Annotated in this window: 13 protein-coding genes and 1 tRNA gene; 2 read left to right on the forward strand and 12 right to left on the reverse strand. The window is 43.6% G+C overall.

Annotation, left to right across the window (positions count from 1 at the left end):
- Positions 1–11: 11 nt before the first annotated feature.
- The 9 genes from nusA to rlmE all read right to left on the reverse strand — a co-directional run bounded on the left by nusA (position 12) and on the right by rlmE (position 8,515).
- Positions 12–1,502 carry a transcription termination factor NusA gene (gene nusA / locus DKT73_RS08485; RefSeq protein ID WP_111638127.1) on the reverse strand — a complete coding sequence of 497 codons (1,491 nt, stop codon included), beginning with the start codon at positions 1,500–1,502 and terminating at the stop codon, positions 12–14.
- 27 nt (positions 1,503–1,529) lie between these two features.
- Complete coding sequence (gene rimP / locus DKT73_RS08490) at positions 1,530–1,991, reverse strand: ribosome maturation factor RimP (RefSeq protein WP_111638128.1); 462 nt, start codon at positions 1,989–1,991, stop codon at positions 1,530–1,532.
- Positions 1,992–2,321: 330 nt separating this feature from the next.
- Positions 2,322–2,407 (reverse strand) — tRNA-Leu (locus DKT73_RS08495).
- 45 nt (positions 2,408–2,452) lie between these two features.
- Positions 2,453–2,806 (reverse strand): preprotein translocase subunit SecG, encoded by a 354-nt coding sequence (gene secG / locus DKT73_RS08500; RefSeq protein ID WP_111638129.1) that lies wholly within the window; start codon positions 2,804–2,806, stop codon positions 2,453–2,455.
- A gap of 3 nt (positions 2,807–2,809) precedes the next feature.
- A complete protein-coding gene (tpiA, locus tag DKT73_RS08505; protein ID WP_111638130.1) occupies positions 2,810–3,559 on the reverse strand; it encodes a triose-phosphate isomerase in 750 nt (249 codons plus the stop codon).
- A gap of 90 nt (positions 3,560–3,649) precedes the next feature.
- Positions 3,650–4,996 carry a phosphoglucosamine mutase gene (gene glmM, locus DKT73_RS08510; RefSeq protein WP_111638131.1) on the reverse strand — a complete coding sequence of 449 codons (1,347 nt, stop codon included), beginning with the start codon at positions 4,994–4,996 and terminating at the stop codon, positions 3,650–3,652.
- A complete protein-coding gene (gene folP / locus DKT73_RS08515) occupies positions 4,996–5,829 on the reverse strand; it encodes a dihydropteroate synthase (protein WP_111638132.1) in 834 nt (277 codons plus the stop codon). The genes glmM and folP overlap by 1 nt, the downstream gene beginning before the upstream one ends.
- 34 nt (positions 5,830–5,863) lie before the next feature.
- Positions 5,864–7,834, reverse strand: coding sequence for an ATP-dependent zinc metalloprotease FtsH (ftsH, locus tag DKT73_RS08520; RefSeq protein WP_111638133.1), 1,971 nt, complete (start codon positions 7,832–7,834; stop codon positions 5,864–5,866).
- Between the two features lie 60 nt (positions 7,835–7,894).
- Complete coding sequence (gene rlmE, locus DKT73_RS08525; RefSeq protein WP_111638134.1) at positions 7,895–8,515, reverse strand: 23S rRNA (uridine(2552)-2'-O)-methyltransferase RlmE; 621 nt, start codon at positions 8,513–8,515, stop codon at positions 7,895–7,897.
- Between the two features lie 99 nt (positions 8,516–8,614).
- Here rlmE and DKT73_RS08530 point away from each other — a divergent pair, with 99 nt between their 5' ends.
- Entirely contained in the window at positions 8,615–8,917 is a 303-nt protein-coding gene (locus DKT73_RS08530; protein WP_111605596.1) for a YhbY family RNA-binding protein, read from the forward strand.
- Between the two features lie 102 nt (positions 8,918–9,019).
- Positions 9,020–9,859: a hypothetical protein gene (locus DKT73_RS08535; RefSeq protein WP_111638135.1), complete on the forward strand. Its 840-nt coding sequence runs from the start codon at positions 9,020–9,022 to the stop codon at positions 9,857–9,859.
- Positions 9,860–9,925: 66 nt separating this feature from the next.
- On the opposite strand, the gene erpA is transcribed toward DKT73_RS08535, so the two are convergent.
- The 3 genes from erpA to DKT73_RS08550 form a co-directional block, all read right to left on the reverse strand.
- On the reverse strand, positions 9,926–10,273 hold the full coding sequence (gene erpA / locus DKT73_RS08540; protein ID WP_111638136.1) for an iron-sulfur cluster insertion protein ErpA: 348 nt from the start codon (positions 10,271–10,273) through the stop codon (positions 9,926–9,928).
- A 70-nt stretch (positions 10,274–10,343) separates the two neighbouring features.
- The gene (locus tag DKT73_RS08545; RefSeq protein WP_111638137.1) at positions 10,344–11,930 is read right to left on the reverse strand and encodes a peptide chain release factor 3; all 1,587 of its coding nucleotides are present in this window, start codon (positions 11,928–11,930) and stop codon (positions 10,344–10,346) included.
- A 324-nt stretch (positions 11,931–12,254) separates the two neighbouring features.
- Positions 12,255–13,895, reverse strand: a complete 1,641-nt coding sequence (locus DKT73_RS08550) for a diguanylate cyclase (protein ID WP_111638138.1) — start codon at positions 13,893–13,895, stop codon at positions 12,255–12,257.
- Positions 13,896–13,912 lie beyond the last annotated feature (17 nt).

Genomic DNA, 13,912 nt, shown 5'->3' on the forward strand with positions numbered 1-13,912 from the left:
GTACTCAGATTTTATTCAGATTCAGCAAACCAAGGTGCACGAGCTGTCAATATAAGACTCGCTGCGCGCGCTTCTGTCATACCTTCAACGTCTAGCAATTCATCTACCGATTGCTCTGCTAAATCTTCCATGGTGATCACTCCCATAGAAGCCAAAACTAAAGCAAGATGATTGTCCATACCGTCCATTGCTAACAAATCAGCAGCAGGCTTGGCATCATCCAATTGCTCTTCAGCTTGTAGAGCTCGGTTTAATAAGGACTCTTTTGCACGTGAACGTAGTTCATTTACTAAATCTTCATCAAATCCGTCGATGTCTAACATTTCTTCCATCGGGATATAGGCCACTTCTTCTAAGGAAGTGAATCCCTCTTCAACCATCTGAATGGCTAAATCGTCATCAATGTCTAAACCAGAAACAAAAATATCAATGAGTTTTTGCGACTCTTCTTGCTGTTTTGCTTCTGCGTCTTCGCTGGTCATTACATTCAATGACCAACCCGTCAATGTAGAAGCCAAGCGCACGTTTTGACCGTTACGACCAATGGCTTGCGCCAAGTTGTCGCTCTTAACCGCCACATCCATAGAATGCGCGTCTTCATCAATAACGATAGAATCAACTTCAGCAGGCGCCATAGCGTTAATCACTAATTGAGCTGGGTTATCATCCCAAAGAACGATATCGACGCGCTCGCCATTCATTTCATTTGACACAGCTTGAACACGTGCACCACGCATACCAACACACGCACCAATTGGATCGATACGACGGTCATTTGTTTTTACAGCGATTTTTGCACGCAATCCTGGATCACGCGCCGCACCACGAATCTCAATCACTTCTTCTGCAATTTCTGGCACTTCAAGACGGAATAGCTCAATCATGAATGCAGGTGCATTACGAGAAAGGATCAACTGCGATCCACGATTATCTTCACGAATTTCAAGCAATAAAGCACGAATTCGATCGTTCATTCTGAAGCTCTCACGAGCAATCAGCTGATCTTTTGGTAAAGACGCTTCAGCGTTCTCACCCAAATCGATAATCAAACTATCACGTGTCACTTTTTTCACTTGACCATGAACAAGCTTGCCTACTTTTTCAGTGTAAAGCGCAACCATTTTTGCACGTTCCGCTTCACGCACTTTCTGTACAATCACTTGTTTCGCTGTTTGCGCGGCAATACGGCCAAACGCTTCAGACTCGACTTCTTCTTCGTAAATCTCGCCAATGCCCAAACCAAGATTCTGCTCTTCAGAGTCATCGATTGTTAGCTCTGAAGCTGGCGCTGAATATTCTTCATCTGCAACGATGTGCCATTGACGGTACGTTTTATAATCACCTGTACGCTGATCAATAGAAACACGAATTAATGCATCTTCTTCAAAACGACGCTTGGCAGCACTTGCTAAAGCAATTTCAACGGCTTCGAAAATAACTTGTTTCGGAACATCTTTCTCGTTGGAAACGGCTTCCACTACCAAAAGAATTTCTTTGCTCATCCTTTTAGCCTCTCTTCAAGGTTAATTTTAAAATTGTGGAACAACATTTGCCTTATCAATTAACTCGATAGGCAATAGGTATTCTTCTTGATCTACACGAATCACAATATCTTCGCTTTCGATCCCCATGAGTTGTCCTTTAAATTTACGTCGTCCGTCGAAAGGCACTCGTAAACGCAAAGAAACAATAGAACCGATATACGCCTGATACTGAGCCAAACTGAATAAAGGCCGATCTAAACCTGGTGATGATACTTCTAGGCTATATTCCCCAGTAATAGGGTCTTCAACATCTAAAATGGAACTTACTTGACGACTAACTCGAGCACAATCTTCGACATCAATGCCTTTTTCATCGTCTGTTTCAATATAAATACGAAGCACAGAATCCTTACCTAAAGATAAGTACTCCATTCCCCAAAACTCTAACCCCAAACCTTCAACGACTGGTCGAATAAGTTCTTCTAAAATCGTATATTTTGCTGACAATCGTTTTCTCCGAAAACCTATTTTGTAAAACGCAGAAACAAAAAACGGGCTCAAGGCCCATTTTCATTAAAACATAGTGCACGGTGCAGATAACAAAAAACCCCATATAGGGGTTCTCAGTACTCTATTCAATGAAGCATTGAAAGAGCATCCTTCACAAGGAAGGCTGTCAATCCTGACACCAAATACTAAGAACAAACTGCTGCGGATACCTAAATTAGGAAAACCATGAGAAGAATAACTCGTTAAAGCCAGTCTCACCTCAACAAACCAGATTGCTCTGCATCAATATGACGACATCATACACAAAATACGACACCAGTTCAATATTGGTGCGGATGGGGGGAATCGAACCCCCACGAGCGTTGCTCACCACCCCCTCAAGATGGCGCGTCTACCAATTCCGCCACATCCGCAAAACCTTTAACCAAACACAACAACAGAACACTCAACGACTGAAATTACTCAGTTACTGGTATATCCGATGCTGTGTCTTTTTTACCACCCAAATCAGGCAAACCAACTGTTTCTTCCACTTGAGGTGCTGAAGGAACAAAATCAAGGGCACCAGAAACACTTTTTGCTTGTTCACTTGCAAAGTAAGCCAAACCAAAGCTAGTCAAAAAGAAAATCAATGCAAAAAGCGCCGTCATCTTTCCAAAAAAACTGCTACCACCTTGACTTCCAAATACTGTCTGGGACGCACCGCCACCAAAAGAGGCACCCGCATCCGCACCTTTACCTTGCTGTAACAAGACCAACGCAATAATTACTACTGCCGCCAGTACATGCAAAACTAAAATAAGTGCTTCCATTAATTAACCTGCTGCTTTTACTATTGCTATAAATTCTTTTGCATCAAGAGATGCACCACCAACAAGAGCACCATCTACATCAGGCATTTTGAACAAAGCCGAGCTGGTTGATGCCTTAACACTTCCACCATACAAAATCTGCACTTTCTGAGAAACAGATTCGGATGATTGAGCTAAAAAAGCTCTGATTGCTTTGTGCACATCTTGTGCTTGCTCTGCACTGGCTGACAAGCCTGTACCTATCGCCCATACAGGCTCATAAGCGATAACCAAATTATCAAATGCAGCAATACCAATAACATCTATCACCGCTTGAATTTGTCGTTCACAAACCTCAAGCGTTTTGCCTGCCTCACGCTCTGCCAGCGTTTCTCCAACACACAGAATGGGAGTCAAGCCAAATTCTAATGCCAGCTTCACTTTTGATGCGACAATTTCATCTTCTTCATTATAAAGAGAACGTCGTTCAGAGTGACCAAGCAATACATACTTAACGCCAAAATCACCTAACATGGAAGCAGAAACTTCCCCAGTAAAGGCGCCTTTCACTTCTTGGCTTATATTCTGAGCAGCTAAAACAATAGCACTACCAGAAACCAAACTCTCAACCTGAGATAAATAAGGGAAAGATGGTGCAACAACCACTTCAGAGTTAGAACCTTCCATCTCAAGCAAACCATTAATCAGCAAAGATATGGACTCTTTAGAGCCATTCATTTTCCAATTTCCAGCCACTATCTTTTGACGAATCATATTCTAACCCCTAAATTCGAGGCGCCCATTCTATGGAATGGACGCTTTGGTTTCAAGTTATTTCTTGCTATTCAACCCATAATTTTCGCTTTAGGCGTTTGCTTTTGCCAAAACGACAGAATTCACTTCCTCGACCAAATAATCGACAAGTTCATCCACTGTTGCATCGTCTCGACCTTCCACCATGACACGAATTAGAGGCTCAGTACCAGAAGCTCTAAGCAACACCCTTCCAAGGCCATTTAAACGCTCATTTGCTACCGCAATCGCCTTTTGCAAAGCAGGCTCTTCATTTGGCACAAAGCGCTGTGCCACGCGTATATTTTTTAGTTTCTGTGGAAATTTAACCAGTCCAACCAAAAGCTCGTCAAGAGACTTACCTTCTTCCACCATGGCACGAAGCACTTGAAGGGCAGCAATAATACCATCTCCAGTGGTGGTAATAGAGCGACACACTATATGACCAGAAGGCTCTCCACCCAATACCCAGCCATGCTGCATCAGCTTCTCATTCACATATCGGTCACCCACCGCCGCTCGACTAAAACCAATACCCGTTTCAGAAAACGCCAATTCGAGGCCAAAATTACTCATGAGCGTACCCACAACACCACCGCTAAAACGCCCGGTACGCATCAGATGGTTTGCAATGATATAAAGAACGTCATCCCCATCGCGGATCACCCCATGACGATCCACCAAGATTAAACGATCACCATCACCATCCAGTGCGATGCCAAGATCCGCCTCTTCCGCTAAAACGTTTTTACGCAAAAGCTCGGGCTTTGTCGCCCCACTGAATTCATTGATATTGAGACCATCAGGGTTTACACCTATGGCAATAACTTCAGCACCCAGCTCCGAAAACACTCGTGGAGCAACATGATAAGTAGCGCCATCAGCGCAATCGACAACAATCTTCAACCCACTCAGCTGCAAGCCGATAGGAAACGTCCCTTTACAATATTCTATGTAACGCCCAGCGGCATCATCAATGCGTTTAGCACGCCCAATAAGACTGGATTCAACCACAACCATGGGTTGTTCCATAAAATATTCAATTCGCTCTTCTACCTCATCCGATATTTTCCCGCCTTCGGCAGAAAAAAACTTAATACCATTATCCGTGTAAGGATTATGAGAGGCACTAATGACGATACCCGCGCTGGCGCGAAACGTTCGCGTCAAATAGGCAATCGCAGGCGTTGGCATAGGACCAACCAAACGCACATCTGCACCAGCCGCAACAATGCCAGACTCAAGAGCTGACTCAAACATATAACCAGAAATGCGAGTGTCTTTACCGATCAAGATCTTTTTATCGTTTTCCTTAAAAACTTGCCCAGCGGCCCACCCTAGCTTAAGCATAAACTCAGGCGTAATAGGGGTCGTACCGACTTTGCCACGAATTCCATCTGTTCCAAAATACTTACGCATCAAATTTCTCTCTCAATACGAGACATTAACGCCAACATTTCAACATGCGGCCTAACATCATGAACCCTAAATATACGAGCGCCTTGTGAATAAGCAGAAGCATTTGCTCCCATCGTGCCATAAAGACGCTCATCAACTGGTAGATTTAGCACATCCCCTATCATGGTCTTTCTAGAAAGACCAATAAGGACCTCAAAACCCATCTTTTTAAACTGAGACGTGTGATTTAACAAGGATAAATTATGAGACAGTGTTTTTCCAAACCCAATACCCGGATCCAAAATGAGACGTGAACGATCAATCCCAGCACGCTCACACTCAGCCACCCTAGACAGTAGATAACGCATTACGTCATCCACAACCGAGCCATAATCCGGCTGATGCTGCATTGTTTGCGGCACACCTTTCATGTGCATTAAACACACTGGCAAGGCAGTTTCAGCAACAGCTTGTAACGCACCATCACGCTCAAGTGCACGAACATCATTAATCAAACCCGCACCTAGGCGAGCTGCTTCACGAATAACATGAGTGCTACTGGTATCAACAGAAACGATCGTGTCGAAGCGCTTCTTGATTGCTTCGACAACAGGCAAAACACGATCCATTTCTTGTTGAATACTAACAGGAGCCGCACCGGGACGCGTCGACTCTCCACCGACGTCGATGATACTGACACCCTCTTCAATCATTTTCTCAGACTGACGTAGAGCAGCATCTAGGGAGTTAAAAACACCACCATCAGAAAAAGAATCCGGGGTGACATTGAGGATGCCCATAACATGAGGAAGGGACAAGTCTAACGACTTGTCCCCGAATGACATTAACGACATGAAAAATCCATATCAGTAAATTAACAAGGAAAAATTACTCACTCGTAGGCTTTGGAGAAACTTGCCCAGCAGAATGATCAGCATCTAAAGAATCATCTGCAGGATCAGCAACGCCATCATCCTTTACCATTTCTACATCATCACCTTTAGGTGAATTTGCACCAGGGTCAGACCAACCCTCAGGGGCAGAAGGCTTGTTACCATCCATAATTTCTTTAATTTGCTTAGCATCAATCGTTTCATACTGCATCAAAGCTTCCGCCATCACATCCAGTTTAGAACGATTGTCCTCTAGAATCTGTGTCGCTTTGGCGTAACAACGAGTAATAATATCCTGAACTTCCGCATCAATGATCTTGCCAGTTTCTGGTGAGAAATAATTCGCCTTACTGCCTGTAGGCCCAGAAATATAGCTACCACTACTCTCATCTTCTTCGTAAGCAAATGGACCTAATTTTTCAGACAAGCCCCACTTCGTAACCATGTTACGAGCAATGCTCGTGGCCCGCTCAATATCATTCGACGCACCAGTAGAAACACCATCAAAACCATGAATCATCTCTTCAGCGATACGACCACCGTATAAGCTACAAACTTGGCTTTCAAGACCACGCTTACTGATGCTGTATTTGTCTTCTTCAGGTAAATACATGGTCACACCCAGCGCACGACCGCGAGGAATGATAGACACCTTATAAACAGGGTCATGTTCCGGCATCAAATAACCAATGATAGTGTGACCAGCCTCATGATAAGCCGTATTTAGCTTTTCCTTATCACTCATCACCATGGTTTTGCGCTCTGCGCCCATGAGGATTTTATCTTTCGCGAGTTCAAGCTGCTCCATGTTCACTAAACGACGATTAGAACGCGCTGCAAACAACGCAGCTTCGTTAACCAAGTTAGCAAGATCAGCACCAGAGAAACCTGGGGTACCACGAGCAATGTTTTTTGGCTCAACATCATCATCGCAAGGCACTTTACGCAAATGCACTTTCAGAATTTGTTCACGGCCACGAATGTCCGGCAAACCCACTTGTACCTGACGATCAAAACGACCTGGACGCAATAATGCTGGGTCTAACACATCAGGACGGTTTGTTGCTGCAATAACGATAATACCTTCGTTACCCTCAAAACCATCCATTTCCACCAAAAGCTGGTTCAACGTCTGCTCACGCTCATCATTACCGCCGCCCATACCGGAACCACGGTTACGACCTACCGCATCGATCTCATCGATAAAGATAATGCATGGCGCGTGTTTCTTGGCTTGCTCAAACATATCACGGACACGAGAAGCACCCACACCCACAAACATTTCAACGAAATCAGAGCCGGAGATAGTGAAGAAAGGCACTTTTGCTTCGCCCGCAATGGCTTTAGCCAGCAAGGTTTTACCCGTACCTGGAGGACCACACATCAAAATACCGCGTGGAATTTTACCACCAAGGCGCTGAAACTTGCTTGGCTCACGTAAGAAGTCAACAAGCTCTTCCGTGTCCTCTTTCGCTTCGTCACAACCCGCCACATCCGCAAAAGTCGTTTTAATCTGATCTTCTGGTAATAGGCGTGCCTTGGATTTACCAAAAGACATAGGACCGCCCTTACCACCAGCACCGCCTTGCATTTGGCGCATAAAGAACATGAAAATGGCAAGTATAAGAAGAATAGGGAAACTGGCGACCAGCAATTGAGTCCAAATGCTCTGTTGTTCAGGCATACGCCCTTCAACAATGACATTATTACTCAACAAATCATCCATTATTTTCGGATCAGCTGCCGCAGGACGCACAGTGTCAAAGGTATCACCGCTTGTTCGGCTACCGCTAATGGTATAACCATCCACCACGACTTTCGCTATACGACCATCTTGCACTTCTTTTACGAATTCAGAATAGGAAATCCGATTCGTATCGGCCGTTGTATTAAAATTGTTAAACACAGTTAGCAGTACAGCAGCTATCACTAACCACAACAGTATATTTTTCAGCATATCGTTCAAGAGCACACCTCTTAAAGGTTATTTTTAATATCTCTGGTAATAATACCAGAACATACCCTATTAACCCTTATATTGTCTTCCTAATAAGTAAACTTCGCGACTTCTTGCTCGCGAGGCATCCGGCTTACGTGTTACAACAGAATCAAATTGAGCCCGCATGGCTTTGAGGTATTCTTCAAACCCCTCCCCCTGAAACACCTTCACTAGAAAATTTCCGCCCGGACGCAGCACTTGAGATGCCATATCCAAAGCAAGTTCTACAAGATACATAGCTTGTGGCTGATCAGTAGAACTGTTCCCACTCATATTGGGGGCCATATCGGAAATTACAAGATCTGCTTTTTCATCTCCGATCTCCCTTAAAATCGCTTCGTATACTTCCTGTTCAGTAAAATCACCCTGAACAAAACGCACACCCGGCAAAGGCGCCATTTCCAATATGTCCGAAGCAACAATCGTTCCTTTATCTCCTACCAGTTTCGCCGCCACCTGAGACCAGCCACCTGGTGCCGCACCTAAATCAACGACACGCATCGTGGGTCGAAATAACTTGTCCTTATCGTTAATTTCTATCAGTTTATAACTGGCTCTGGAGCGATAACCATCTTGTTGCGATTTTTTGACATACGGATCGTCAAAATGTTCCTTCATCCAATTATTACTACTTTTTGATCTTGCCACGTTTTCATCATACCTAAATCAGTCAATATTCCGCTATAATATCGCTTAACCTCTTCAGCCTCCAATAAAGAGGATCAACTAATATGAGAAAATTTTACTATGAGTCTTACAAACGCCCAAAAAAAGCAATATCGCCTAATCGGACACGCACTTAATCCAGTGGTTATGATTGCGGGCAACGGACTAACAGAGTCCGTTCTTACTGAAATCGATCGCGCCCTTGAAGATCACGAACTGATTAAAATACGCATTAGCATCACAGATCGCGAAGTACGTACGGCATTGATTGAAGAAATCAATAAAATCATGAAGTCTGAAACGGTACAAACGATTGGCAAAGTAGCACTTTTTTACCGCGCTGCGCTAAAACCCAATCCTAAATTGTCTAACTTACTTCGTTAACAGACCACACTGAGATAGTCTTTTTTGCTCAAAAAACAGACTATCTCTAAACTCTTTAAAATAATGGCCGATACCTTTGACAGCGAATAAAGGAGTCGGACCATGATATTTATAGAAGCGCTCAACAGAGCAAGTACCCAAACCAACGAAAGAAAGTTGATTGCGAGAAATAAATATCGCCCTATCATCAGCAACAAAGACTCGGTTGATCTCAGTTCTGCGGCCCATCAGGTCAAAGAAATACACTTAGACAGCCAAACAAAAAACACGCTTACCGCCTCAACCAGCATTTTCGCCAATCTCATTGAGCATGTATTAAGTCACATACTGCAATCTGCTCTTCATCTTCACTCACCAGAAGAACTCAATTTAGACACCAAAGAGTGGAAAATATTTTTACAAGTCCCGCCTTTACACGCTGAAAAGACAAAAAAAACAGACGATTACCTAGCTCCAGAAGTCCCGCAAAGACCGCCTGCGAAACAACTTATCTTCCATATTCCCGTCAAACCACTATATGGCATCCCTATTGAAATGACGGTTTTATTGTCCCCTCACAACGGGTCGCCGGAAACACCCATTTTTTTTCACACGCTACCAAAAGAAAATTTGCTGCCCATTTTACGCACGCCCTATTCGCCAGAATTTCTTGAGCAACAGATCACGCACTACCACATATTATTAGACCAAGATGGTGAACAAGATCAATTGTCGTCACTCCATGCACACATCAATCAAAGCAAAATCGCTGAAAACAACACCCAATCTGCTATTTACGGCTTGCGAATTTGGAGAGCAAAAAACAATGTTTTAACCCCCGCCGTGCTAGGAGATAGTAAAGTAGGATTACTGTTTGTCGGCCATTACACGCCCATTGAGGGAAACCCAGTCACTGAGGAAGAGAGAGCCAGACAAGCCAACAATCTTTATACAAAAGCATAAAAAAACCCTTCGCATCTGCATACGAAGGGTTATTTCTAAAGACGTCACAGACAAGCAACGAAAAGACTAAATACTGAAACTCGCACCACAACCACAGGTAGACGTAGCATTAGGGTTCTGCACGACGAAGCGCGAACCTTCTAAATTTTCTTTATAGTCTACTTCTGACCCAACTAAGTATTGGAAGCTCAACGGATCTACCACCAAAGTCACGCCATTACGCTTTACTTCCGTATCGTCTTCCTGGTGTTCTTCATCAAACGTAAAGCCATATTGAAAACCGGAACAACCTCCACCCGTCACATAAACACGTAACATGAGCCGATCATTCTCTTCTTCTTCAATTAAAGATTGCAACTTTGCCGCTGCTGCGTCTGTAAATTCGATAGGATCAACCGATTCAACCATGCTCATTTTGACACCACTATAACAATTCCCGATGATCAGATTATCCGCTTAACCTAGTAATTTAGTCAAGTATTGATCAATGTTCGCGGGTTGAACGAAAACGAACCTGAGGCCATTTCTCTTCCGCCATCATCAAATTTACTCGTGTTGGCGCCAAATAAGTGAGGTGACCACCACCATCAACAGCCAAATAATCACGGCACTTATTCTTAAACTCTTCAAATTTCTTAGCGTCGTCGCAGTCTACCCAGCGCGCCGTATTAACGTTTACTGCCTCATAAATACATTCTACTTTGTACTCATCCTGCAAACGGTACGCCACAACCTCATACTGTAGTTGCCCCACCGCACCCACGATTAACTCGTTATTACGTTGCGGCATGAACAATTGAGTGGAGCCTTCTTCAGACAATTGCTGAAGGCCTTTTTGCAAGGCTTTCATTTTCATCGGATCTTTCAAGCGAACACGACGAAACAACTCCGGTGCGAAGTGAGGAATACCAGTGAACTTTAAATCCTCCCCTTCCGTGAACGTATCCCCGATCTGAATCGTGCCATGGTTATGCAAACCGATGATATCGCCAGAAAAAGCCTCTTCTACCCCTTCACGATCGCCCGCAGTAAACGACACGGCGTCCGTCACTTTAATGTCTTTGCCAATACGACAATGGCGCATTTTCATACCGCGACTGTAGGTTCCCGAACACACTCGCATGAACGCAATACGGTCACGGTGCTTAGGGTCCATATTGGCTTGGATTTTAAAGATAAAACCAGAAAATTTTTCTTCCACGGCCGAGACTTTGCGACTGTTGGTTTCACGATCAATCGGCGATGGTGCCCACTCGACAAAACCGTCCAACATTTCACGCACACCAAAGTTAGATAAGGCCGTACCAAAGAAAACAGGCGTTAACTCGCCCGCTAAATAAGCCGCATGATCGAATTCATGGCTTGCACCACGTACCAGCTCGATCTCGTCTACGTACGCTTCCCAGTCATCACCCAATAAAGCCTTTGCTTCGTCCGACTGTAAGCCTTCGATACGAATATCGTCCATCAAAGTATGACCACGACCACGAACAAAGACATGAATCGTATCAGTGTATAGGTTATAAACCCCTTTGAAGAAATCACTCATACCAATTGGCCAAGTGATTGGAGCTGCGGCAATTTTTAAAACATCTTCAACTTCATCTAACAAATCAATCGGATCACGAATGTCTCGGTCCATCTTGTTGATGAAAGTCAAAATAGGTGTATCACGAAGACGACAAACGTCCATCAACTTGATTGTTCGATCCTCTACCCCTTTCGCACCATCGATAATCATCAATACCGAGTCAACCGCAGTCAGCGTACGATAAGTATCTTCCGAGAAGTCTTCGTGTCCAGGTGTATCAAGCAAATTAACAATACGATCTTTATATGGGAACTGCATGACAGAAGAGGTGATCGAAATACCACGCTGCTTCTCCATCGCCATCCAGTCAGATGTTGCATGCTTATCGCCTTTTCGGCCTTTCACAGAACCCGCCGTTTGAATCAGCTGACCAAGCAATAAAAGCTTTTCTGTTATCGTCGTTTTACCAGCGTCAGGGTGGGAAATGATCGCAAAGGTTCTTCTTTCATTTACTTCATTGAGAAAATTCTGGTTTGCCATTAAAAATATCTTTTAGGTTATACGCGGGCGTTGTTCGCATCTTGTGAAAGATCAGCACAGCATAATCAGCGCTTGCCAACCCCGTCATGTTAATCGTGATTACGTTTGACGCTATTTTCGCTGATCTCGAGGTTATACACAATCAATGTCCCTATAGAAGATCGTTTTAATGAGATAAATAATTCTTTAGCGCCACCAGAGAGCCTATTGTATGAACATAGCATTGCACCCAATCAGTTCGCATAAAACGCCTGTAGAAAAAAATCAGTCGTATTTTTTATACACAAACATGCATCGCAAACAGGTCGTATGACACAAACCAGACTAGACGTCCGCTAAAATAGACACCTGATTTCTACCATTATGCTTTGCTTGGTACAAAGCCTGATCCGCCGCCTCAATAAGGGTATCCGCATCGCCCAACCCATTTGAACTGCACACCAAGCCAGCCGAAAAAGTACAAGTAAACTGACGGTCCACTCCACTGAACTGGATATTTTTAAACGAATCTAAGAGAGATTCGAGCAATCTCTTGGCATTATTTACAGAACAATCGGGGAGCACTACTAAAAACTCTTCACCACCATAGCGCCCCGCTCGATCACTGCGACGTAGCCTTTTTTGCAATAACGTCGCTATCGTACTAATAACAATATCACCGACAGCATGACCATGTGAGTCATTCACGCTTTTGAAATGATCAAGATCGACCATAGCCACACAAAAGTGCTGCCCGTTACGCTTCATTTTTTCAAACTCAGTATAAACTGTGTCTTTGATTGAGCCGTGTCTCACCAACCCAGTTAAACTGTCACACTCAATCATAGATTTAATGTCGCGATTTCGAGCCAACCTTAACTTCACTGCACTCACCAAATGTTGATTACTGATTGGCTTAGTTAAAAAGTCATCAGCACCATAAGATAAAGCCTGCAATTGCCTGTGAATGTCATGCTCAGCCGATAAAAAAGTGATATGCAAACTACTAAGTTGGTCGTATTGACGGATCAAACCTGATACATCAGGACCTGAGTAGTCTGGCATATGCATATCTAACAACAACAAATCTGGCTTAAAAGACAGTAAATCTTGGATAATATATTTGGCCGACTCAATAACCTGAACCTCTATTCCTGCAGCACCCAGTACCCAGCTATAATGCTCTGCCAATAACGAATCGTCGTCTAATATACTCACCTTTTTATCCACAAAGTTCATCTCATCAAACAGACGAATAATTCTTTGCAAGATACGAGTGGAGTCTAGCTGACCAACAAAAAACGCTTGGGCCTGATGACGCACCGCATTAATACGAGTCTCAAAATCATCGTCCTTAGAGCAAAGCATTAATTTCGTCTTGTTTTGTACAATACAATCGAGTAAATCATGCTGAGAAAATAAGGAATCGCCTGCCAATTGCGTCTCGCAAAACAATAAGCCTGGCATGCTATCTTTGATTGCGAGAGAGCATTCAGCGTAGGAAGAAAAACTTCTGACTGTAAAGTCAAATGCCGTCAGTTGAAGTTCAAGTTCTGAACGAAAATTTGAGTCGGACAACACAAACCAAACACTTTGAATCGTGTTTGGAGCATTCAGGGCTTTACCCAAAAATTGAAACGTTACTGGCTGATCTTTATTAGAATTAGATTCTTCAATAAAGTTATTAATCGCTTCACATAAATTGAGTCGGGCAACATCTGAGTCTGTCTTATCGCGAATAAGCAAGGCATTCACTTCAATTTGACGCGCTAAGCGGCCAAGAAAGTGCAACCCAAAACTACCACAAGAACCGGCTAATTGATGGGCTTTGCTAATAACATCTGGCAGTTGTGAAAAGTCGTTCTCACGTATCGACACAAGGACTTGCGAAAAAAAATCCGTCCTTTGACTTAGAACATGCTTAAAATTAGCCTGCAATGACTGCATCGCTAATTGAATGTCTTCAGGTGTTTTTTTAGTAGGCAAACTTAGTGACCCCTATC

The sequence above is a fragment of the Marinomonas shanghaiensis genome (assembly GCF_003259175.1).
In the GTDB taxonomy this organism is placed as follows: domain Bacteria; phylum Pseudomonadota; class Gammaproteobacteria; order Pseudomonadales; family Marinomonadaceae; genus Marinomonas; species Marinomonas shanghaiensis.